This is a genomic window from Phenylobacterium sp. (genome assembly GCF_036501465.1).
Taxonomy (GTDB): domain Bacteria; phylum Pseudomonadota; class Alphaproteobacteria; order Caulobacterales; family Caulobacteraceae; genus Phenylobacterium.
In genome coordinates this window covers 102,550-125,317 of the sequence record NZ_DASYAF010000159.1, presented here as the reverse complement: position 1 = coordinate 125,317, position 22,768 = coordinate 102,550, and the positions used below count along the sequence as shown (strand labels likewise).

Annotated in this window: 18 protein-coding genes; 2 read left to right on the top strand and 16 right to left on the bottom strand. The window is 69.6% G+C overall.

Annotation, left to right across the window (positions count from 1 at the left end):
• Positions 1-3: 3 nt before the first annotated feature.
• The 14 genes from VGL85_RS18785 to VGL85_RS18720 all read right to left on the bottom strand — a co-directional run bounded on the left by VGL85_RS18785 (position 4) and on the right by VGL85_RS18720 (position 16,082).
• On the bottom strand, positions 4-642 hold the full coding sequence (locus VGL85_RS18785; protein WP_331590536.1) for a cytochrome c oxidase subunit 3: 639 nt from the start codon (positions 640-642) through the stop codon (positions 4-6).
• Positions 635-2,266, bottom strand: coding sequence for a cytochrome c oxidase subunit I (locus VGL85_RS18780; protein ID WP_331590535.1), 1,632 nt, complete (start codon positions 2,264-2,266; stop codon positions 635-637). Before VGL85_RS18780 ends, VGL85_RS18785 begins: the two co-directional genes overlap by 8 nt.
• Positions 2,263-3,216 (bottom strand): cytochrome c oxidase subunit II, encoded by a 954-nt coding sequence (gene coxB / locus VGL85_RS18775; protein WP_331590534.1) that lies wholly within the window; start codon positions 3,214-3,216, stop codon positions 2,263-2,265. The genes VGL85_RS18780 and coxB overlap by 4 nt, the downstream gene beginning before the upstream one ends.
• Positions 3,213-4,031, bottom strand: a complete 819-nt coding sequence (locus tag VGL85_RS18770; protein ID WP_331590533.1) for an SCO family protein — start codon at positions 4,029-4,031, stop codon at positions 3,213-3,215. Before VGL85_RS18770 ends, coxB begins: the two co-directional genes overlap by 4 nt.
• Positions 4,028-4,402 carry a hypothetical protein gene (locus tag VGL85_RS18765; RefSeq protein WP_331590532.1) on the bottom strand — a complete coding sequence of 125 codons (375 nt, stop codon included), beginning with the start codon at positions 4,400-4,402 and terminating at the stop codon, positions 4,028-4,030. The genes VGL85_RS18770 and VGL85_RS18765 overlap by 4 nt, the downstream gene beginning before the upstream one ends.
• Positions 4,399-5,487 (bottom strand): hypothetical protein, encoded by a 1,089-nt coding sequence (locus tag VGL85_RS18760; RefSeq protein WP_331590531.1) that lies wholly within the window; start codon positions 5,485-5,487, stop codon positions 4,399-4,401. The genes VGL85_RS18765 and VGL85_RS18760 overlap by 4 nt, the downstream gene beginning before the upstream one ends.
• Positions 5,477-6,013, bottom strand: coding sequence for a cytochrome c (locus VGL85_RS18755; RefSeq protein WP_331590530.1), 537 nt, complete (start codon positions 6,011-6,013; stop codon positions 5,477-5,479). The genes VGL85_RS18760 and VGL85_RS18755 overlap by 11 nt, the downstream gene beginning before the upstream one ends.
• Positions 6,010-6,555 (bottom strand): DUF3341 domain-containing protein, encoded by a 546-nt coding sequence (locus VGL85_RS18750; protein ID WP_331590529.1) that lies wholly within the window; start codon positions 6,553-6,555, stop codon positions 6,010-6,012. Before VGL85_RS18750 ends, VGL85_RS18755 begins: the two co-directional genes overlap by 4 nt.
• Positions 6,548-7,897, bottom strand: a complete 1,350-nt coding sequence (gene nrfD, locus VGL85_RS18745) for an NrfD/PsrC family molybdoenzyme membrane anchor subunit (protein ID WP_331590528.1) — start codon at positions 7,895-7,897, stop codon at positions 6,548-6,550. The genes VGL85_RS18750 and nrfD overlap by 8 nt, the downstream gene beginning before the upstream one ends.
• A complete protein-coding gene (locus VGL85_RS18740; protein WP_331590527.1) occupies positions 7,890-10,754 on the bottom strand; it encodes a 4Fe-4S dicluster domain-containing protein in 2,865 nt (954 codons plus the stop codon). Before VGL85_RS18740 ends, nrfD begins: the two co-directional genes overlap by 8 nt.
• 10 nt (positions 10,755-10,764) lie before the next feature.
• Positions 10,765-11,379, bottom strand: coding sequence for a cytochrome c3 family protein (locus VGL85_RS18735; protein ID WP_331590526.1), 615 nt, complete (start codon positions 11,377-11,379; stop codon positions 10,765-10,767).
• Between the two features lie 193 nt (positions 11,380-11,572).
• Positions 11,573-13,504 carry a DUF3604 domain-containing protein gene (locus VGL85_RS18730; RefSeq protein WP_331590525.1) on the bottom strand — a complete coding sequence of 644 codons (1,932 nt, stop codon included), beginning with the start codon at positions 13,502-13,504 and terminating at the stop codon, positions 11,573-11,575.
• A 14-nt stretch (positions 13,505-13,518) separates the two neighbouring features.
• Complete coding sequence (locus tag VGL85_RS18725; protein WP_331590524.1) at positions 13,519-14,868, bottom strand: aspartate aminotransferase family protein; 1,350 nt, start codon at positions 14,866-14,868, stop codon at positions 13,519-13,521.
• Between the two features lie 20 nt (positions 14,869-14,888).
• Positions 14,889-16,082 (bottom strand): pyridoxal phosphate-dependent decarboxylase family protein, encoded by a 1,194-nt coding sequence (locus tag VGL85_RS18720; RefSeq protein WP_331590523.1) that lies wholly within the window; start codon positions 16,080-16,082, stop codon positions 14,889-14,891.
• Positions 16,083-16,345: 263 nt separating this feature from the next.
• On the opposite strand from VGL85_RS18720, the gene VGL85_RS18715 reads away from it, so the two are divergent.
• On the top strand, positions 16,346-17,866 hold the full coding sequence (locus tag VGL85_RS18715; protein WP_331590522.1) for an arylsulfatase: 1,521 nt from the start codon (positions 16,346-16,348) through the stop codon (positions 17,864-17,866).
• Between the two features lie 4 nt (positions 17,867-17,870).
• Here VGL85_RS18715 and VGL85_RS18710 read toward each other — a convergent pair whose 3' ends face one another.
• Both VGL85_RS18710 and VGL85_RS18705 read right to left on the bottom strand, forming a co-directional pair.
• On the bottom strand, positions 17,871-18,542 hold the full coding sequence (locus VGL85_RS18710; protein ID WP_331590521.1) for a helix-turn-helix domain-containing protein: 672 nt from the start codon (positions 18,540-18,542) through the stop codon (positions 17,871-17,873).
• A 102-nt stretch (positions 18,543-18,644) separates the two neighbouring features.
• Positions 18,645-19,988: an MFS transporter gene (locus VGL85_RS18705; RefSeq protein WP_331590520.1), complete on the bottom strand. Its 1,344-nt coding sequence runs from the start codon at positions 19,986-19,988 to the stop codon at positions 18,645-18,647.
• A gap of 246 nt (positions 19,989-20,234) precedes the next feature.
• Here VGL85_RS18705 and VGL85_RS18700 point away from each other — a divergent pair, with 246 nt between their 5' ends.
• On the top strand, positions 20,235-22,655 hold the full coding sequence (locus VGL85_RS18700; protein WP_331590519.1) for a TonB-dependent receptor: 2,421 nt from the start codon (positions 20,235-20,237) through the stop codon (positions 22,653-22,655).
• Positions 22,656-22,768 lie beyond the last annotated feature (113 nt).

The following is a 22,768-nucleotide window of genomic DNA, read 5'->3' as shown; positions in this document are numbered from 1 at the left end:
GGCTCAGCCCCGCGCCAGGTAGAAGATCGGGAAGACGAACACCCAGACGACGTCGACGAAGTGCCAGTAGAGGCCGGTCATCTCGACGACCACCGCCTGGGCCGGGATGCGCTTGCGCCGGGCGAGCACGACCGCCGCCGTCCAGGCCAGCAGGAAGAGGCCGATGGTCAGGTGCAGCGCATGCAGGGCCGTGACGACGAAATAGAGGTCGATGAACAGGCCCGCGGGTCCCTCGCGGACCGCGGCGGGATGGCCGATCACCGGCATCAGCCCGTCGCGATAATCGATGCCGTACTCCACGCCCTTCAGGCCCAGGAAGGCCAGGCCGAGCGCGAGCGCTACGCCCAGCATCGCCGCGGTGACGCGGCGCGCGCCGTTCCGCGCGGCGTGGACGGCCAGGGCGACGAACAGGCTGGAGGTCAAAAGGATCGCGGTGTTGGCGGTGGCGATCCACAGCTGCATGTGGCGCGCGGCCAGCGCCGAGGCCTGCGGATGGACGGTGCGATAGGCGAACGCCAGGCAGAACAGGGCGCCGAACATCATCCCCTCGGCGCCCAGGAACAGGTACATGCCCAGGAAGTCGGCGTCGCGCTGCTGGCCGCTCACCGCATAGGGTTCGCGCAGGGTGACGTAGTCACTCATCGGCCACGCCCCGGGTGAGCGGGTAGTCGTAGGCCGGCCGGTCCACGACCGGGATGGTGTCGAAATTGTGCGTCGGCGGCGGCGAGGCGGTCTGCCACTCGAGCCCCTTGGCGTCCCAGGGATTGGGGCCGGCCGGCGGGCCGTTGCGTAGCGACCAGATCAGGTAGACGACCGGCAGCAGATAGGCTGCGGCCAGCACCGAGGCCCCGGCCGAGGACAGCACGTTCAGCGCCTGGAACTGCGGCGGATAGACGTGGTAGCGCCGCGGCATCCCGAGGTAGCCCAGGATGTACTGTGGGAAGAACGTCAGGTTGAACCCGAAGAAGATCCCGGCCGCGCTGACCCGGCCCCAGGTCAGCGAATAGAGCCGCCCGGTGATCTTGGGCCACCAGAAGTGGATCGCGCCCAGGAAGCCGCTCACCGCGCCGCCGACCATGATGTAATGGAAATGCGCCACCACGAAGTAGGTGTCGTGGACGTGCTCGTCGACCGCCAGCAGGGCCAGCATCAGGCCCGACAGCCCGCCGATCGTGAACAGGCCGATGAAGGCCATGGCGTACAGCAGCGGCGGGTCCAGCAGGATGTCGCCTTTGTATAGGGTGGCGGTCCAGTTGTAGACCTTCACCGCCGAGGGCACCGCCACCACCAGGCTGAGGAACGAGAAGATCGCGCTCGCATAGGCCGACTGGCCGGAGACGAACATGTGGTGGCCCCAGACCAGGAAGCCGACGGCGGCGATGGCCAGGCTGGCGCAGGCCACGAACCAGTAGCCGAACACCCGCTTGCGGGCTCCGGCGGTGACCAGCTCGCTCACCACCCCCATGGCCGGCAGGATCATGATGTAGACGGCTGGGTGGCTGTAGAACCAGAACAGGTGCTGGAAGAGCAGCGGGTCGCCGCCCAGCGCCGGATCGAAGATCCCCAGGTGCAGCGCCCGCTCCGCGCTCAGCAGGATTAGCGTCATCGCCAGCACCGGCGTCGCCAGCACCAGGATCAGCGAGGTCGCATAGTGCGACCAGATGAACAGCGGCAGCCGCCCCCAGGTCATCCCCGGCGCGCGCAGCTTGTGGATGGTGACGATGAAATTCAGGCCGGTGAGGATCGAGGAGAAGCCAGCGACCGTGATCCCGGCGATCACCGCCAGCACGTGGCCGTTGGCGAACATCGTCGAAAGCGGCGTGTAGAAGGTCCAGCCCGTGTCCACCCCGCCGGCGATCAGGGCGTAGAGGGTGAAGAGGCCGCCCCCAAGATAGATGTACCAGCTGGCCAGGTTCAGCCGCGGGAAGGCCATGTCGCGGGCCCCGATCATCAGCGGGATCAGGAAGTTGCCGAAGGTGTTGGGAATCGAGGGGATCAGGAAGAACCAGACCATCACCACCCCGTGCAGGGTGAAGGCGCGGTTGTAGCCCTCCCGTGACAGCAGGGTCCCGTTGGGGGTCAGCAGGTTGAGGCGGATCAAGGCCGCGGCGCCGGCGGCGATGAAGAAGAAGAAGCTGATCGCGAACAGGTAGAGGATCGCGATGCGCTTGTGGTCGGTGGAGAGCAGCCAGGAGCGCAGGCTGTGGCCGGCGTTGAGGTAGCTTTCGCGCTCCTCGGGCGTCTGCAGCACCGGCTGGGCGGTCATCGGCGAGCCTCCTGGTCCGGGCCGGCGCCCAGCGATTTCAGATAGGCCACCAGGGCCAGCAGATCGGCCTCCGAGACCTGGCGGGCGAAGGTCGGCATGATCGGCTGGTAGCCCGCGGCCACGTCCTTGTTGGGCGCAAGGATGCTGTCGCGCAGGTACTGGTCGTCGGCGACGACCACGCGGCCGCCCTCCAGCGGAATGGGGTGGCCGTAGAGCCCCTCGAGGCTCGGCGCGCGCTGGGTGGATTGCGCGGCGTGGCAGCCGCTGCAGCCCAGCCTGCGGTAGAGCTGGAAACCCTGCTGGGCGAGCGAGCCGTCGGTCCCGGCGGCCTGCAGCCAGCGGGCGTAGTCGCCGGGCCGCATGACCACGAAGCGGCCGGCCATCACCGCGTGGTCGAAACCGCAGAACTGCGAGCAGCGCAGGGCGTAGATCCCCGGCCGGTCGGCCTTGAACCACAGGGTCGTGTAGCGGCCGGGCAGCACGTCCTGCTTCAGGCGCAGCGCCGGCAGGAACAGGCTGTGGATCACGTCCTGCGAGGTCATGACCAGCTTCACCGGCTGGCCGGCCGGCACGTGCAGGTCGTTGATCTCGCGCTGGCCGCCCGGATGCTCGAACTTCCACATCCACTGCTTGGCCAGGACGTCGATGGTCAGCGCATCGGGCGGCGCGCGGCCCTCGTCGAAGAACAGCCAGCTCGAATAGCCGAAGAAGGCCAGCGCCAGCAGGAAGGGGGCCAGCGTCCAGGCCGTCTCGATGCGCACCCCATGGCTGGGCGCGTGGGTGCGGTCGACGTCGCGGCCGTGGCGATAGCGGATCGCGAAGATCGCCATCAGGATGAAGACCGGCGCGGTCAAGAGCACGGTCAGGGCCGTGAAGGCCATGAACAACTGATCGACGCGGACGGCGTGGATCGAGGCCTCCGGCGGCCAGGCCTGGAAGAACGGATTCATGCCGGCCGGCCCCCGAGCCCGTTCCGTCCTGCAAGCCGGTTCCGGGCCCGGCCGCGCCAGGCCAGCAGCGCGACCAGGCCGGCGAGCGCCAGCGCGGTCCCCACGCCGATCAACCGCGCGATGGTCATCACCAGGCTGTCGTAGCGGCCGGTGCTCGGATCGAAGTGGTAGCAGAGCAGCCGGATCTGCTCGGAAAGCCCGCCCAGCCGGCCGCGGCCGGCGGCGGTCAGCGCCAGGTGCAGGTCGAGCGGCGTGGGCGCGACCCCATAGAGCCAGTGCGACAGCCGCCCGTCAGGGGTCAGCACCGCAACGGCGGCGATGTGGGCGTACTGCCCGAGCTGCGGGTCCCAGGCGTAGCGGTAGCCGAGCGCGCCCATGACGCGGGACACCTCGCCCGCGGAGCCGACCAGCGCATGGACCCCGCCCGCGCCCTTGGGATCGAGCCGGCCTTCGGAGAGGCGGGCGTCCTGCGGGCTCTCGCGCGGATCGATGCCGAGGGCCACGAGCGAGAAGTCGCGGCCCGGGCGATAGGATTGGCCGGTGACGGCGGCCGCCAGGCCGTCCAGCGTCAGGCCGCAGAGATTGCGGCACCGGTGCTGCACCGGCGCGATCACCAGCGGCTTGCCGCCCGCGAGCGCGCGCAGGGTGACGGCGCGCCCGCGTTCGTCCTGAAACACCCCGTCCAGCGGGACCTGGGTCCCGGGCCGGTCATCGACCCTCGCCGCGCCGAAGGGATCGAAGGGCTCGACGCGCGCATGGGCGAGGCCGGCGAGGGCCGTGACTGTCAGCGCCAGGATCAGGCCGGCGATCCTCATGGCGTCGCCGGCTCAGGATCGGGCCAGCCGGCCTGCGCTTGCATCGCCATGGCCCGGTCTATGGGGATGTGCGCCAGGCCCTTGGCGCGATCCGTCCAGCCATAGGCCTGCAGCCGCGCCCGCGCCTGCGCCTCGAGCGCCGCGCGGTCGGCGTTGGGATCGGTTTCCAACCTGGGGCCCTGGGTGACGATGGCGGCCCGCTCGATCGGCGTGGCGCGCGGCCGGGGCGCCTGCGACTCGTAGGCGGCGCGCAGGCCGAAGGCCACCAAGGCGCCGATCACGCCCAGGCCGAGGACGCCGGCCAGGCCGGCCGCCGCGATCTTCGCCGAGGCCTGGTCCGGCTGATAGGCGCGCGCGCGTTGTCGCGTCATGCGGCGGCCCTCCGCGCGATCGCCGGCGCGGGCTTGCGCGCGGCGCGCCAGGCGAAGGCGCGCAGGAAGCCGCCGGCGGTCAGCGCCGCCATGGCGAGGTTGGCAAAGGCGAAGAGCGCGATGTCGGTTGCGGTCGACGGATGAGGGAAGTCCGTCGCCGGCAGGGTGAGCCAGGCGGCCTCCAGCACCGAGCCGAAGAGGATCGCCGCCGAGAGCGCCAGCAGCATCCTGGGGCTGGTGCGGACCGCACTGAACAGCAGCAGGAAGAGCGGCGCCAGCCGGCAGGCCGCCGCGATCCAGATGACCGCGCGCCAGGGCCCGCCGCGCCGCTGATACCAGCTCACCCCTGGCGGCAGGTTGTCCGACCAGGTGATGACGTAGTGGGTGAAGGCCAGGTAGGCCCAGAACAGCAGCAGGCAGATCAGCAGGGCGGCCAGGATGCCCGGCCGCCGGATCGGCCGCCCGGAGACCACCAGAGCCCCGGTCATCAGGGCGAAGGCGGTCAGCATCTGGATGTCGAGCACATAGAGCCCGAAGCCAGAGGAGGCGAAGTCCGGGTCGAGCGACAGGAGCCAGTCGGTGGCGATGGGCAGATCCAGGACGACCAGCAGCGCCAGTCCCACGCAGGCGAGCGCGACCGAGCGCCCGGGCCGCAGCACCAGCCGGTGGGCGAGCGCGAACAGCATCGCATACCAGGCCAAGGTGCGGACGACGAAGAACGGCGGCGACAGATAGGCCGCGCGGAAAGCCGTCGACAGGTGCTGCTGCGTCCAGGGATAGAGCCGCCCGGTCTCCGCCAGCACCGGCAGGAGGAGGATCGCGCCCAGCGGCAGCAGCAGGGTGAGCGCCTCCATGAACGGGCCGAGCTCTTCCGACCAGTCGCCAGGGGCAAGGCGCATGATCATCAGCAGCGCGAGCGCGCCGATCGAGGTCGAGGCCCAGAGGAAGGCGGCGCCCAACCACGCCCGCCAGTCCGCATGGGGCAGCAGCGCCGTCGCCGCCAAGGCGAGCACGCAGCCCGCCGCGCCCGCCGGCGCCAGCCAGGCGAAGCGGTCCGCCCGCGCCTTCGCGTCCCTAGCCGCCATGAGCGTCCTCCAGGTGGGCGCGGTCGGCGTCGGACAGCGTGGCGGCGGGCGCGGCGGCGGCGAGCTGCAGGGCGCGGATATAGGCGGCGATGGCCCAGCGGTCGGCCGGCGGCACGCGGTCGCCATAGGCGTACATCACGCCGTAGCCATCGCCGATCACCTGGACGAGCTGGCCCGAGGACAGGGCGCGGACAGGATCGCTCCGCAGGTCCGGCGGCCGTGGGAAACCGCGCGCCGGGATGATGCCCTGACCGGCGCCGTCGAGCCCATGGCAGGGCGCGCAATAGATGCCGTAGCGCTCACGGCCACGTTGCAGCAGCGCCGAGGTCATCGGCGGCCGCGCGGTGAGCGCCGCCTCGAAGGCCGCCTGATCGCGCGAGACGGTTCCGCTGGGCGCGGTCTGCATGGCCGCGCCATTGGCGAACAGGTCCGAGCGGCCGTAGGCCGGCGCCTTCGGCTGGCGGACCATCTCGTCGCAACCGGCGCAGAGAAAAGAGAGCGCGAGGCACAGGGCGGCGCGCCTCACTGTCCCGCCTCCGACAGCGGCGCCTCGTCGATGCGCACGGGGCCGAGGCCTTCCAGGAAGGCTCGCGTCCGTTTGCTGAACTTGGAGTCCCGGGCCTCGATCACCAGGAAGAACTTGTCGAGCGAGGCGAGGTGGAAGGTCTCGATGTCGAACAGCGGATGGCTGAGCCGCGGCAGGCCGTTGCGCAGCAGCATCGTGGCGACCCCCGACAGCACCGCCCCCAGCACCATCAGCTCGAAGGTGATGAGCGCGAAGGCCGGCGGGGCGATGGTCGGCCGCCCGCCGATGTCGATGGGGAAGTCCAGGCTGGTGTAGGCCTGCATGCCGAAGCCTAGCGCCGCGCCCGCCATCCCGCCCAGCAGGGTCGCCAGCGGGACCCACGGCTCATGGAACGCCACCGCCTCGGCGAGCCCGTCGATCGGGAACGGCGAATAGGCCTCGAAGCGGCGGTAGCCGGCCTTGCGAGCGCGGCGCGCAGCCTCAAGCAGCGCCTCGGCGCGGTCGAACTCGGCCACCAGGCCATAGAGGCCGCGCTCAGCCACGTCGCGCCTCCCTTTCCTCGAACCGCGCTTCCTTGATCTCGAAAGCGGAGATCATCGGCAGCATGCGGACGAACAGCAGGAACAACGTCAGGAACAGGCCGATGGAGCCGGCGAACAGGCTCCATTCCCAGAAGCTCGGCCGATAGGGTCCCCAGGAGGAGACCAGGTAATCGCGGAACAGGGTGCTGAACAGAAGCATGTAGCGCTCCAGCCACATGCCGACCGTGACCGCGAGCGAGACCGCGAACAGGGCGATCGGATTGCGCCGGAGCCTGCCGAGCCACAGCAGCTGCAGTGGGACGAAGTTCAGGATGACCGCGCCCCAGTAGCTCCAGGCATAGGGGCCCGCGAGGCGGTCGTGCAGGGTCTGCAGCTCGTGCGGGTCGCCGGAATAGAGGGACGCGAACACCTCGGAGACGTAGCCGTAGGCGGTCATCATTCCGCAGGCGAGCGTGAGCCGGCCCAGCATGTCGAGGTGGCGGTCGGTGACCAGGTTCTGCAGGCCGAAGGCGTGGCGCAGCGTCGTCGCCAGCATCGAGACCACCGCAAAGCCCGAGAAGGCGGCGCCCAGGACGAAGTAAGGCGGGAAGACGGTGGAGGTCCAACCCACGATCGGCCCGGCCGCGAACAGCAGCGAAATCTCGGAGTGGACGGAGACCACCAGCGGCACCGCGATCGCCGCGCACAGCCGGTAGGCCTGGCGCCACCGCGCCCAGTGCCGCGCCGCGCCGCGCCAGCCCAGCGCAAGCAGGCCGTAGAACACCTGGGCCGGCCGCGAACTCGCCCGGTCCCGGGTCGAGGCGAAATCGGGGATTGCGCCGATGTACCAGAACACCAGCGAGACGGTCAGGTAGGTGAGGACCGCGAAGAAGTCCCAGGTGAGCGGACTGGTGAACTGCGGCCAGATCCGCATGGTCGAGGGATAGGGCGTGATCCAGTAGAACCGCCACGGCCTTCCCAGGTGCAGGATCGGATAGAGCCCGCCGCAGACCACCGCGAACAGGGTCATGGCCTCGGCGAAGCGGTTCAGCGAATTGCGCCAGGTCTGCCGCAGCAGCAGCAGCATGGCCGAGATCAGGGTGCCGGCGTGGCCGATCCCGATCCACCAGATGTAGTTGGAGATCGCGATCCCCCAGTTAACCGGGATGTTGTTGCCCCAGACGCCAACGCCGCGGACGAACAGCACCCAGGCCGAGACGATGTAGAGCGCCAGCAGCGAGGTCGCGGCCAGGAACCAGAACCACCAGGCCCGCGCCTGCGGGAACTGCAGCGGGATGCCGGTGACCTCCCGGGTCACCGCCGCGTCGGCGCGGCGCGCAGGAGATGCGCCCGCCCTAGCCACGCTTCGCCCCGTCCTGGAGCCGCGACAGGTAGGTGGTGCGCGGCCGGGTGTTGACCTCTTCCAACAGGGCGTAGTTGCGCTGTTGCGCCTTTAGGCGGCTGACGGCGCTGTCCGGATCGCTGACGTCGCCGAACACGATCGCCTCCGTCGGGCAGACCTGCTGGCAGGCGGTCACCACCTCGCCCTCGCGGATCGGGCGGTTCTCGACCTTGGCCTGGATGCGCGCCTTCTCGATGCGCTGAACGCAGTAGTTGCACTTCTCCATGATCCCGCGGCTGCGGACGGTGACTTCCGGGTTGCGGGCCGCGCGCAGCTCCGGCGGGTCGTGCAGCGTGTAGTCGAACCAGTTGAAGTGGCGGACCTTGTACGGACAGAAGGATGAGCAGGTCCGCGTGCCGACGCAGCGGTTGTAGACCTGCATGTTCAGGCCATCGTGGGTGTGCACCGAAGCGCCCACCGGGCAGCCCATCTCGCACGGCGCCTGCTCGCAGTGCATGCAGGGGACGGGCTGGTTGAAGAAGGCCGGATCGTCGGACGCGCCGTCGTAATAGTGGTCGATGCGCATCCAGTGCATCTCGCGCCCGTTGGCGACCTGGTCCTTGCCGGTCATCGGGACGTTGTTTTCGGCGTCGCAGGCGGTGACGCAGGCGCTGCAGCCGATGCAGGTGTCGGTGTCGATCGCCATGCCCCACTGCGGGCTGCCCGAGAGCTTCGGCGGATAGAAACTCGGCGGCGGCGAGTGCGGCGGCCCCGGCGCTACGGCGCTGCGCGGGGCGGTGCGCACGAAATCGAAGCCCTGCAGGTCGGTGTCCAGCTGGGTGCTGGCCAGCGTGACCCTGGCGCCGGTTTTGGTCAGCGTCACGCCGCCGGCGCGCCAGGGCGAGCCCGTGGTGCGCAGCGGATAGGCGTCATAGCCACGGCCATCGGCGAGCTGGCCCGGCAGGCGGCGGCCATAGCCCAGCTGGACCACGACGGTCGCCCGCTCAAGGCCGGGGGTGATCCAGACGGGCCCTTCGACCGAGCGGTGTCCGGCGGCGGCCAGGCAGACCACGTCGCCGTTGCCGAGCCGCAGGCGCGAAGCCAGCGCCGGGGCCACCAGCACCGCGTTGTCCCAGGTCAGCTTGTTGAACGGCTTCGGCAGCTCCTGCAGCCACGGATTGTTGGCGAAGGCGCCGTCCCAGATGGTCGGGTCCGGGCGGATCAGAGCCGTCAGGCCGCCGCTGCGGGCCATAGCGGCCGGCGCCGGGATCGCGTCGCTGAGGCTGGGCGTCACCTCCGCCGCCGGGGTGTCGAGGAAGCCGCGCGCCAGGGCCTGGCGCCACCGGGGGTCGTCCTGCCCGCCCAGCTTGTCGCTCCAGGTCTGCAGCAGGATGGCGCGAGCCTCGCCGCCTGGCCGGCCCTGGATGGTCTCCAGCACCACCGGGCGCGCGCGCACGGCGTCGAACGGGCGCACCAGCGGCTGGATCAGGCTGGGCCGGCCGTCCACGGCGCGGGCGTCCGCCCAGGTCTCCAGCTCATGCTCCAGCGGCGCGTGCCAGTGGCATTCGGCGGCGGTCTCGTCGAAGCCCAGGCCGGCGTGGACGCGCAGGCGGGCGGCCTGCATGGCGGCGGCGAACTCCAGGTCCGCGGGCGCGGCATAGACCGGGTTGGCGTCGAGGATGGCCAGGGTGTCCACCCGGCCCGCGCGCAGGTCCTGGGTAAGCGCTTCCAGCGAACTGGCCCCGTCCGGCGGCGACAGCAGGATGGGCTCGCAGACGCCGAGCGTGCGGCCGATGGCGTCCAGGCGGGCGTTGAGATGCAGGGCCAGCGCCTGGACCGCCGGCTCGCAATGACCACCGACCAGCACCAGCCCGGCGCCGCGGTTGCGGTCCAGCGCCCGGGCCGCGGCGTCGAGCCACTGGGCCTGGCGCGCGGTGAACTGGACCTGCGGGGCCGAGCCCACGCCCAGCCGCCCCGCCAGCCCCTGCAGCAGCACGCCGATCTGGTCGGCCGAGGCGATCAGCCGGTCTCCGGCCATGGCCCCGGTCAGGCTGGGCGCGGGCTCCGCCACCAGCAGCCGCGCCTCGCCCTCGCCGCGCTGGAAGGCGCTCCGCGCGCTGGACCAGGCGCGCGCGTTGCGGGTCTGGCGCGGACCGCTCCCCAACACATCGTCGTCGAAGCTGACGATCACGCGGCAGGCCTCCAGGCGCGGCTGGGCTTCCAGCGGCCGGCCGAAGGCCAGCCGCGCCGCCTCCAGGCGCAGGTCCTGGCTCACCGGGTCGAAGGCGTGCCAGCGGGCCTTCGGCCAGCGCGTCATCAGCTCCGCGATCTGCCGCGCGAAGGTCGGCGAACTGGAGGGACCGGTGAGCAGGCGGAAGCCCTCGCCGCCGCGCGCGTCCAGCCGCCCCGCGTTCTCGACCATGGCCGTATCGAAGCCCGACCAATCGGCCGGCCGGCCCATGAACCGCGGCGCCTTCGACCGGTCCGGGTCGTAGAGGCCGAGCAGCGCGGCCTGGGTGATGGCGTCGGTGGCGCCGCGGCTCGCCGGATGCTCGGGCAGGCCCTCGAGCTTGATCGGCCGGCCTTCGTAGGTGACGCCCATCACCGGCTGGGCGTAGCCGCCGAAGGTGACCGCTGTGGCGTAGGCCTTGGGCGAACCCAGCACGTCATCGTCGGGCTGGGTCACGTAAGGCAGGGCGTCCGGATGCGGCGCGGCCGTGCAGCCCGCCAGGCTCGCCATGGCCAGCGAGGCGCCCATCGCCTTCAGCACCTCGCGCCGGCCCGCCTCCGAGACGCCGTCGAAGGCCCGCGCGAACTCCGGCTCCCGCGGCCGTAGCCGGTTGGTCCGTTTCGAGATGGCGATCCCGTCCGCGCTCACGTGCTCTCCCTCATCGATGGCAGGTGTCGCAGTCGGTCAGCTTGGCCGGCTGGATGTGGAAGGCGGCCATCGCGCGCCGGCCATAGCCGCGGTTGGCCGGGTCGCGGTCCCAGGCCGACCAGTCCATGCGCGTGACCTGGTCCGGCGGGCGCAGGCGCGGGGCTGGGTCGCGATGGCAGCCGATGCAGAACCGCATCTGGAAGGGCTTGGCGCGCCAGGCGAGCGGCATCCGGTCGACGCGCCCATGGCACTCCACGCAGGCCACGCCGCGCGAGATGTGGATGTGATGGTCGAAGTAGACGTAGCCCGGCAGGGCCGAGACCCGCGTCCAGGCCAGCGGCTTGTCCTGGGCGAAGCTCGCCCGCACCGGCGCCAGGATCGCCGCGCCCGTCCACAGCTGCGAATGGCAGGTCATGCAGACGTGGCTGGCCGGCAGCCCGGCGTAGCGTCCCCGCTCCACGTCGGCGTGGCAGTAGCGGCAGTCGAGGCCCAGGTCGCCGACGTGGTGCTTGTGGCTGAACGGCACGGGCTGATCCACCGGCCAGCCCTGGCGGGTGAGGTAGCCGGACCGCGCGAACCCGGTCGCGAACAGCCCGCCGCCGCAGAGCGCCAGGAAGACCAGCAACAAAAGGGTTCGCAGCCACGTGTCGGCGGACGGTTTGAAAATCTGCGGCACGGACGCCCCGCGTCAGGCGGCGGCGTACGCGTAGGGTCGCGACGCCTTGGCCGTGGGGGTAACCGCCGAGCTTGCGCAAGGTTCCGAGGGTCAGCCCTGCAGGATCATGCCCTCAACAGATCGTGATACGATATATTGGCGCCTAGCCCGGCGTGAACCAGATCGGCGATGTCCAGGCGCGTTCCTGCAGGGTGGCGGGACCGCGTGTGGGGATCGGCAGGTGGCTGCGCAGCGCCAGCAGGGTGGTCCAGCGCGGCGTCGGGATTTCCAGCACCCGGGCGTAGTAGACCGCTGCGACCTTCGGATTGAATTCCGGGTCCCTCCAGACCGCCGACAGCGCCGGTGCGCCGATGGTGTTGGCGTAGGCGCCGGTCTTCAGGTCGACAGTGTCGCCGACGGGCGGCGCCTTGCCGGTCTTCGGATCGTCCCGGCGGCCCCCCGAAAGGGCCACGTCGAAGACCTTCTCCTTGTAGCCCTTGCCGTCCAGCCAGACCTTGACGACCTGGATGCGGTCGAGGTTGGCCCCGGTCGGGTCCTTCATCGCCTGCAGCGCCAGGCTGGGCGCCGTCGCACCCCTGGGCCTTGCCGGCAGGTCGCCGCCCATGGGCACGCCGTGGGCGTAGGCCTGCTTCACCCAATCGGCCTTCTGTAGCAGGCCGGGACCCAAGGCCCAGCCGCCGAACATCCGCACGCGGATGCGGGTGCCGGAGGTGCCGAAGGTCTCCTTGCGTTTCAGCGCCGCGAAGATGGACTCGCGGGTGTTCTGCTCGGCCCACACCCCGGTGATCCCGGCCGAGCCCAGCTGCAGCGGATCGTTCTCGTTCTGACCGCTGGGCCGCACGATCTTGCTCTGGCCGGTCATGTCGAGGGCGGCGCGTGCGACGGCTTCGCTGGACGCCATGGTCCTGGGATCGGTCCCGAAGGCGCCGCCGCCGGCGTAGGCTCCTTCGTCGCTGGTGGTGAGGCCGTTGTGGATGTCGGAGCCGCCGACCACGCCCATCTTGAACGGGTTCACCCCGACGCCGGACTGGATCACCAAGCCTCGGCCGTAGGCCTCGCGGACATAGGAGCCATGCTGGTTGGGCGCGGTCTCGCCCTTGTAGATCCGATCCATGATCTGGAAGCTGGCGAACTCGTCGGCGGGCGACAGTTCCGGCGTCGTCTCGGACGTGCCCTTGGTCTGGCTGATCTCCACCAGCGGCTCGTTGATCGCCCGGCGCTGCGCATAGGCCGCATCGATCGGCCGGCCCTCGGAGGTGTTCCAGTCGAAGTCGCGCCCGTCGCTGAGATTGGAGTTGTGCGGGATGGCCAGCACGTCGATCCCCTGGGCGCGGACCGATTCCAGATACTTCCAGAGCGCCTCCGGCTTGTTGGAATCCACCCCGGTGAACGGCGCCGGCGCATGGTCGGCGTTGAAGATCACATTGCGGTGCATGTGGATCCCCTGACCGGGGGACGCGGTCCACTCGTAGCCGATGAAGGTGGTGAATTTGCCGGGCCGGTAGTTGGCGTTGGCGGCCTTCATCTCCACCGCCCAGCCGTTGGCGTCCTCGGCGGCGGCGCGCATGTCGTCGGCGTTCGGACCCTTTTCGCCCTCGATCACCCTGGCCCCTTCGAAGAACTGCTGGCGCGTGCCTTTGGCCATCTGCTTGCCGAAGGCCGATTGCGAAAAGCGGCTGCCGGGTACGTCGAGCTGGGCCACCGCGCCCAGGTATTCGGAGTGATCGGTGACCGCGGTGAAGTCCAGCGGCCAGGCGCGGCGGGCTGGAATGGCGTCCGCCGTGCTCTTGACGCCCTGCTCCTTGGCGACCTGGGCGATCGGGATCATCACCGTTTCGCCGCGGGCGAAGCGGTAGGCCATGTCAGGGGTGACCTTGGTGCCGCTCACCCAGGCGTCGAAGCTCATGGTGGTGTGCAGGTGCAGTTCGCCGAAGAAGGCGCGCCGCTGCGCGGGCGCGATCCCAGCCGGCGGCCGAGGCGCAGGCTTCACCGCCGCGTCCGGCGCCGCAGTGTTGGCCACGGCCGCGGCCACCGCCAGCGTCGTCCCCAGCAAGACCGCTCTATACGCCCTCATCGGACTTTCCCCTTTCAGGCCGCCGCGGACGCCCGGGCGAAACATTCGTCGAGCGCCGCCTCCACCGTGGAGATGTCCTCAAGGCTGAGGCAGAGCGGCGGGACCATCCGCAGGATGTTGCGGTGCGGCCCGGACTTGCTGACCACAATGCCCGCGTCGCGCGTGTATTCGAAGAGCGCCGCGGTCTCGGCCGTGGCCGGTTCGCGCGTGCGGCGGTCACGGACCAGCTCGATGGCCTGCATCAGCCCATGGCCGCGCACCTCGCCGATGATCTCGTACTTCTGGTGCAGGCGTTGCAGTGCCTGGCCCAGCGCCGCGCCCACGACCTTGGCGTTGGCCTGCAGCCCCTCTTCGTCAAGCACCTGGAGCACGGCGCGCCCGGCGGCGCAGGCCACCGGATTGGCGCCATAGGTGTTGAAGTAGAACTTGTCGGCCAGCACCTCGGCCACGTGCCGCTGGGCGACCACGGCGGCCAAGGGGAACCCGTTGCCGATGCCCTTGGCCATGACCACGATCTCCGGGATCACGTCATGGGCCTCGAAGGCCCAGAAGTTGTCGCCCGTGCGCCCGAAGCCCGACTGGACCTCGTCGGCGATCAACACCCCGCCGCGGGCGCGGACCTTCTCGGTGGCGGCCTTCAGATAGCCGGGGGGCAGCTCGATGATCCCGCCGTAGCCCTGGATCGGCTCGACCAGAAGGCCCGCGAGCCGCCCGGAGGTGGAATGCTGGATCGTGCGGTCGATCTCGGCGAGATAGGCCTCGACGTCAGCCCCGAACGCGCCGCGGTAGGGGTCCGGATTGGCCAGGTGGTGGATGCCGCCCAGCAGCGGGACGTTGTGGCGGAAGCTCGCGATCCCGGTCAGCGACTGCGCGCCCATGGTCGCCCCGTGATAGCCGTTGCGCAGCGCCAGCATGTCGATGTGGCCGCTGAAGGCCTGGGCCATCACCAGGGCCAGGTCGATCGCCTCCGCCCCGCTGTTGGTGAAGTGCACCACCCAGTCGGCGCCGGCCGGCATCTTGGCGACCAGCTCCTCGGCGAAATGGGCGGGGGTCGGATGGTAGAACATGGTGGTGCAGTGCTGCAGGGCCTCGACCTGCGCGTGGACGGCCGCATTGACCTTCGGATGGGCGTGGCCGACCGAGACGCAGACGTTCATGCCCAGGAGGTCGACGTACTTGGCGCCCTGCTCGTCCCACAGGTATTGCCCCTGCCCGCGCTGGAAGATCAGCGGAGTCTTGTAGGGCACGAAGGCGCGCTGGGTGGCCGCGTAGAACCTGTCGCGGCGGCGCACGATCGCCTCGGTGGACCAGTCGGTGTGGAGCGGATCGGCGGCCCCGGTCGAAGCCTTCGTCGCGGCGTCCATTATCGAAGCTCCTTTCGAGGTCAGTAGGTCGCCGCCAGCTGGCTCTTCGCGCCGCTTTCCCGCACCGCCTCGATGCCGGCGCGGAGATCGGCCAGCCAGGCCTCCCGCACCGGGGCGTGCTGCATGGAAAGCATGGTGTGCATGCCCTTCGGGTCGCGGGTCAGGCCGGGGACCCAGCCCTTGGCCTTCATCCGCTCGGCGACGGCGTAGATGTCGAAGTCGTTGGAGCCGAAGTTGAGGATCGAGACGTCCGGCTTGGCCCAGAGCGTCAGGCCATCGATCGCGGCGATCCCGGCCACATAGTCGTCGACCATCTGGGCGATGCCGCGCGCGGCGGTCTCATAGCCGGACAGGCCCAGGTGGTTCAGCACCGCCCAGGCGCCGGCCACCGCCGCGGCCGGCCGCGAGCCGCTCATGGTCGCGGTGGTGTACATGCCGCTGCCCCACGACCCCAGCCGGAAGATCGACCGTTCCAGGTCCTCGTCGTCGCGGAAGAACACCGTCGACGACGGCTTCGGCGCGAAGCCGAACTTGTGCAGGTCGGCGGACATCGAGCGGACCGCCGGATGGCGGAAGTCGAACGCCGGCGTGCCGCGGCCGATGCGTTCGAAGAAGGGCGCGATCCAGCCGCCGACGCAGGCGTCCACGTGCAGCCAGACCCCCGCATCGGCCGCGATGGCGCTGAGCTCGCCGATCGGGTCGATCACCCCGTGCGGGAAGCAGGGCGCCGAGCCCAGCATCATCATGGTGTTGTCGTCGATCAGGCCGCGCATGGCGGCCACGTCCACCCGAAGGTCCGCGGTGAGCGGCGCGCGGCGGATTTCCACGTCCATCAACAGCGCCGCCTTGTCGAAGGCCGGATGGCCGCTGATCGGCATGACGATGTTGAGCGCATCGCGCGGGCCGGCGCCGGTCTTCGCCCGATGCGCCTCGCGCGCCGCCTTGACCGCCAGCAGGATGCTCTCCGTGCCTCCCGTGGTGAACACCCCGCGCCCGCCGGCCGGGGCGTGCAGCAGGTCCAGGCCGTAGCCCAGCACCTCGGTCTCCATGGCCAGGACGCCGGGATAGGCTCGCCCGGCGCCCAACGCGTTCTCCGAAAAGTGCTCCATGTAGGCGCGCTTGCCGACCTCGTAGGCCTCCTCGGTGGCCATGAAGAAGAAGATCGCGGTGCGCCCGCCCTTCCAATCGGCGTCGCCGGCGGTCTTGGCGCGCATGTCCTTCTGCAACTCCGGCCACGCCCGGCCCGAAGCGGGGAATGCCACTCGTTCAGCGCTCGCCATGTCGTCCTCCCAGGGTGGGGCCGACGGCGCTTCGAAACGGCGCCTTGTCTACGGCCCAGATCGCGTCTTGCGGGTCACGATATATATGTTACCAATTGGTTTCAAGAAGCTTGTTACTAATGAGTTTCAAAAATGTCCGCACAGCCGCCTGGCGACGGAACGGCTATGCTTGTTGAGTCTGTCGAGAGGACCTCGCCATGACCGACCAAAACGACCGGAACCTCGGCGCCGACCGGCGGAATTTCCTGTTGGGCGGCCTGCTTTCAGCCTCGGCGCTGAGCGCGGCAGGCCAGGCGCGGGCCGCGCCGAAGAAACCCCCGCGCCGCCAGCCCAACATCGTCTTCATGCTGGTGGACAACTATGGCTACGGCGACCTCGGCTGCTACGGCGGCGGCGAACTGCGGGGCGTGCCGACCCCGCGCATCGACCGGCTGGCCGCCGAAGGCGTGCGGCTGACCAACTTCAACGTCGAGCCGGAATGCACGCCCAGCCGCTCGGCCTTCCTGACCGGGCGCATGCCGATCCGCAGCGGCACCTCGGCCGTGGAGCTCACCGGCGGCAAGGATGGCCTCGCGCCCTGGGAATACACCCTGGCCGAACTGCTCTCCGACGCGGGCTACGCCACCGCCCTGTTCGGCAAGTGGCACCTGGGTTCCAGCGAAGGGCGCTTCCCCACCGACCAGGGCTTCGACGAATGGTTCGGCATCCCGCGCAGCAGCGGCGAGGTGAACTGGCCCCTGCAACCGGGCTTCGACCCCAAGGAGTACAGCCTCCAGTCGATCATGGAGGGCGTGAAGGGCCAGCCCAGCCGGCCGCTGCGCCCCTACGACCGCGCCGCCCGCGCCCTGATCGACACCGAGATCGCCGAGCGCGCCTGCGCCTACATCGCCAAGCGGTCCAAGGAAGACCGACCCTTCTTCCTCTACCTGCCCTTCACCCTGCCGCACGATCCACCGCTGACCCATCCGGATTTCACCAAGCCGAACCGGTCGCAATACCAGAACGCCATGGACGAGATCGACCACAACGCCGGGCGGGTGATCGACGCCATCGCGGCGGCCGGGATCGCCGAGGACACCATCGTCGTCTTCACCAGCGACAACGGCCCGCAGACCTTCCAGGGCATCGGCGTCGATTTTGGCGGCCAATCGGATTCGGGCCCGTTCCGTGGCGAGTTCCCCAGCGGCTGGGAAGGCGCCGTGCGGGTGCCCTGCGTGATCCGCTGGCCGGGCCGCGCCAAGGCCGGGCGGGTCAGCAACCAGATCGTCTCCCTGCTCGACTTCTACCGCACCTTCGCGGCGGTGGCCGGGGCGGCGGAGCGCGTGCCCACCGACCGGGCGATCGATTCCGTGGATCAGAGCCGGTTCCTGTTCAGCGACCAGCCGACCTCGGACCGCGACCACATCATGATCTTCCACGACAACAAGCTGTTGGCCATCAAGTGGCACAACTTCAAGTTCCACCTCGAGGTGCGCGACGCGCCGCGCGGGCCCGTGGTGACCACCGGCCAGTCGACCACCACCGCCTTCGACAATGTGCTGCCCGAGCCCTGGGTGTTCGACATCGAGAACGACCCGAAGGAGATGTGGAACATCTCCACGACCAATGTCTGGGTGCGACGGCCGGTCGCCAAGATCCGCCGCGCCTATGCCGAGAGCGTGGCGAAGTTTCCCAACATCCGCCCGGGCGGCGAGCGACCGGAGCCGGCGGCGGGCTGAAGCCCTAGTCCTCGCCGGGGGCCTTGTAGGGCGTGGTCGGCATGCTCCCCAGGCGAAAGGCTTCGCGCGACTGCAGGTGGAATTCGCGCTGGATGCGGCCCCACCACCTGAGGCGCGTTTCCTCGTCCAGGCCGTCCTCGCCGTCGATCCAGCGGATCAGGGTCTCGATGAACGGGCCGGTGTTAAGCCGTGAGGCGTAGCGCGCCCGCTCCTCCGCTCCGGGCGGCGCGTCGGGCCCGGGCATGAACCAGCGGCGCAGCGTGTAGCCCCCGATCGTTTCCCTGAGCGCCTCGGCCCAATCGGGCCGTTCGATGCCGGTCTGGCCGTAGCGGAAAATCAGGAGGAAGGCTTCCGGACAAGTCTGGGCGGCGTGGGCGATCTGCTGGGCGCGGGCTCCATAGATGTGGACCGGCAACTGATAGGCGTCCTCGATCCGGCCGATGACGAAATCGCGGATGGCGTCCAGCAGCGCGTGCTTGGAGGGGAAGATCCGGTAGATCAGCACCTTCGGCACGCCGGCCGCGTCGGCGATGTCCTGCATGGTCGCGACGCCCAGGCCCTTGTCCAGGAACACCCGACTGGCGACGCGGATGTACTCCTCCCGCCGCGCCGCGACGTTGACGCGCGGCTTGGAGCCGCGACCCTTCCGGGGACGCGCGGGCGAATGTTCATTCACCGGTCCGGACCCTCCCATCGCAACAGGGCCCCAAAGGCCGCCGCCATTCCGTGGAACCTGGGGTTGAACACGACGCGCGCATCTCCTGCAAGATGACCAGCGTCACGCAGGCGTCTCCATATCCGCCACGATCGAGCGGCTGGCCTGCCAATAGAAGAACACGCCGGCCAGGCTGACCAGGGACGCCACCGTCAACGCAGAACGCAGGCCGGCGGCGGTCCCCTGCCCCAAAGCGCCCGAAAAGCCGTCGCTGAGCGCCCCGATGAACAGCGGCCCGACGCCGGTCCCCAGCATGTTGATGATGAAGATCAGCACCGCCGTGGCCGTCGCCCGCATGCTCGCCGGCACCACGCCGTGGACGCTGGAATAGACGGGGCCGGCCCAGAAGACGTTGGTGGCGCACTGGATCATCAGGAAGGCGAAGGCCAGCTGGACGCTGTCCACATAGAGGGCGGCGATATAGGCGGGCGTCGCCACCAGCATGGCCGCGGCCGGGGCGATGACCACATAGCGCAGGTTCCTGGCGGCGGCCCGGTCGGCCAGCACCCCGCCGACCCAGCCGCTCACCACGCCCATCACCCCATTGATCAGGCCCAGGCTCATGCCCAGGAAGCCCACCGGCTGGAGATGGAAACCGGCCGCCAGAGCGGCGACCTCGTCGTGGTGGCTGCGCAGGAAGAATGAGGCCAGGAACGGCGCCTGGCCGTCGGTGAAGATCATCTTGAACCCGGCCGCCAGGCTGAGCAGCCAGAAGGTCTGCTTCGAAGCGAGCAGGGCCACGGTCTCGCGCACGCTGGGCCGGTTGGCGGCGGCGACGGCCTGATGGGCGGCGGCGGGACGCGCCTCCTTCAGGGTGGCGACCACCAGGGCGGCCAGGATCAGGCCCGGCGCGCCGGCGATCAGGAAGGCCGCCCGCCAGCCATAGGCGTCGGCCACCAGCCCGCCGAACCCCATGCCGAGCAGCACGCCCAGCGGCGCGCCAGCGGCATAGACGCCGAGCGCCGTCGCGCGCTTCTCCTTCGGGAAGTAGTCGCTGATCAGCGACAAGGCGGGCGGCGTGCACCCCGCCTCGCCGACGCCGACGCCAAACCGGCACAGGCAGAGCAGGACATAGGTCCGCGCCAGGCCGCATAGGGCGGTGAAACCGCACCAGACCGCGAGCGCGGCGGCGATGATCGCCGGCCGGTGACGGTGCTCCGCCTGCCGCGCGATCGGCACGGCGAGCATGGTGTAGATCAGGGCGAAGGAGACCCCGGACATGATCCCCACCTGCCAGTCAGCCAGATGCAGCTCGCGCTTGATCGGTTCGGCCAGGATGTTGATCACCTGCCGGTCCAGGCAGTTCAGCACATAGATGGTCAGCAGCAGGCCGAGCGCGTAGCTGCGATAGGCGGGCCGATAGGTCTCGCCGGGGACGGACGCGGGACTGGCGATGGTGTCGGCCATCAAGGGCGCCTCAATCTGCGTCACCACTTTTGCGACTAATCGGTAACATTATTCCGCCGTCGCGGCCAAGCCCTGTTCTGCAAATGAGACCAGGCGGGAACATTCTCTTGATCCCAATCGGTAACAACTGTAGGGTCCACGCCATCAAAAGAGGGATGAGGCGCTCCTGCGCTCGCGGCCCCTGCGATCGACCTCCGCCGCGCGGCTCAAGGATTGGCTCGGTCCCACAAAACGGGGGAAGCCAAGATGCCGAACACGAGATTGTCGCTGGTCGCCGGCTCCGCCCTGGCGCTGAGCCTGGGCTGCAACGTTCACTTCGCCTCGGCCGCGGACGACGCCGCCGCCAACAAGACTGTCGGGGTCGAGGAGCTGGTGGTCACCGCCGAAAAGCGGCCGGAGAACATCCAGGACGTGCCGATGTCGGTGTCGGCCTTCAGCGGCGAGACCCTGGCGAAGAACAACATCGCCAATGTGGCCGACCTGTCGCGGTTCGTGCCCGGCCTGTCGATCAACCAGTCGAACAACAACCGCAACTCGTCGATCGTCATGCGCAACGTGGGCACCTCGGGCACCAACCCGGGCACCGACCAGGACGTGGGCGTCTTTCTCGACGGCGTCTACATCCAGGTCGCCGGGCCGGTGTACAGCGAGCTCACCGACATCTCGACGGTGGAAGTGCTGCGCGGCCCGCAGGGAACTCTCTACGGCCGCAACACCCCGGTCGGCGCGATCAACATCGCCACCAAGGCCCCCACCGCCCAGTTCGAGGCCGAGAACACCCTGCAGGTCGGCGACTACGGCCGGGTGAAGATCAACGGGGTCATCGGCGGCGGGATCGCCGAGAACCTGGCCGGGCGCCTCGCCTACTGGGACGACAAGGCCGACGGCAACATCAAGAACATCTACGACAACGAATGGGTGAACTCAGACCGCAAGGAAGGCGCGCGCGGCCGCCTGCGCTGGACGCCCGACCAGGAGACCACCGTCGACCTGATCGCCTACTATTCCCACGCCCGCACCAACGGAAACAACCTCGTCCAGGTCAACCCGCTCGGCCCCGGCGGGATCGTGTTCGGCTACAACCCGACGCCGACCTCGGCGGCGACCTCGCCGTTCGTCATCGCCGAGACCGCGACCAATCCGGGCCACCCCTACGTGGCGCTCGGCAAGTGGCAATCGAACGTCGCCGACGCGTCGGAGAACGTCACCAACATGTATGGCGTCTCGGGCCAGGTGACCCGCGGCCTGCCGCAGATCAACGCCACCGTCACCGACATCCTGGCCTACAGCTCGTACTACGACCATACGCCCAACCAGGGGCCGGGCGGGCTGCCGCTGGACATCACCACCAACGAGCAGATCGACCAGATCTATTCGACCAGCAACGAACTGCGGATCGCCTCGGACAAGAAGCAGTTCATCGAGTACGTCGCCGGGCTCTACTATTACCACAGCAACATCACCTACAACGCGATCACCACCGTGGACTCCATGGCGAACCGCGTGTTCCCCGCCGCCACCGGCGGCGGCGGCAAGATCCCGGCGGGCAACCGCCAGACCCTCACCTACTACCAGTCCACCGACGCCTATGCGGCTTTCGGCCAGGCGACCTTCAACATCACCGACGAGTTCCGGTTCACGGCCGGCGGCCGCTGGAGCGAGGACAAGAAGACCGGCAACATCAACGCGGTGCTGTCGAACATCACCGGGGCCGCGCTTTCGCCGGTCTTCGTCGCCAACCAAGGCGGCGGCGGCTCGATCATCGGCAACCGCGACGACAAGGGCAAAACCTGGTCGCTGGGCGCGCAGTACGACCTGACCCCCGGCGTCATGGCCTATGTGACCAGCGGCAGCGGCTACAAGGACGGCGGCTTCAACTCCCGCTCGGCGATCGTGCAGCCCTTCACCTTCGCCCCCGAAACCTCGATCACCTATGAGGCCGGGGTGAAGACGACGCTGTTCGACCGGCGGCTGCTGTTGAACGCCGACGTCTTCCGCATGCTGGTGAAGGACTACCAGCAGTCGGTGCTGCTGCAGACCGGCACCGGCTTCGCGATCGGCAACGCCGGCAACTTCCGCAACGACGGTATCGAGGTCGACGCCCAGGCGGCGCCGATCGCCCCGCTGACGCTCACCGCCAGCGCCAGCTACATCGACTCGAAGATCACCGGCGGCGCGGACCGGCTGACCTGCGACACCACCTTCCCCTTCGCCGGATCCAGCCCGCCGCCGTCGTCGGGCCAGTTCACCGACGCCACCAAGAAATTCTGCAGCTTCAACGGCCTTACGCTGCCCTACGCGCCGAAATGGCGGACCAGCCTGAACGGCAAGTGGGAACAGCCCCTGGCGGGCACGGGGATGCGCTGGTTCGTCCAGGCCGACATGAGCTACCAGAGCTCGCAGTACATGGACGCCAGCCTCGACCCGCGCTCGTTCCAGGACGGCTATTCGCTCTATGACGCGAGCCTCGGCCTCCTGGCGGAGAGCGGCAAGTGGCGCGTGTCGATCTGGGGCAAGAACCTGGCCGACAAGCGCTACTACGTCACCGAGGCGGCGCAGACCCAGGGCGCCAACATCAGCGCCGGCGGCACGGCGGCGGCCAACGGCTTCGTCGGCTGGCTGGGCAACCCGCGTACCTGGGGCGCGGAGCTGGACTACAAATGGTGACCGATCGCTAGCCGCGGGATCGAGCCGGCGGCCTAACCTCCCCTGGAACTGGGCGCAGAGGCCCGAGGCGGCTTCTGCGCCCGGCTTTTCCCGGGCGTTTCGAAGGATAGGCG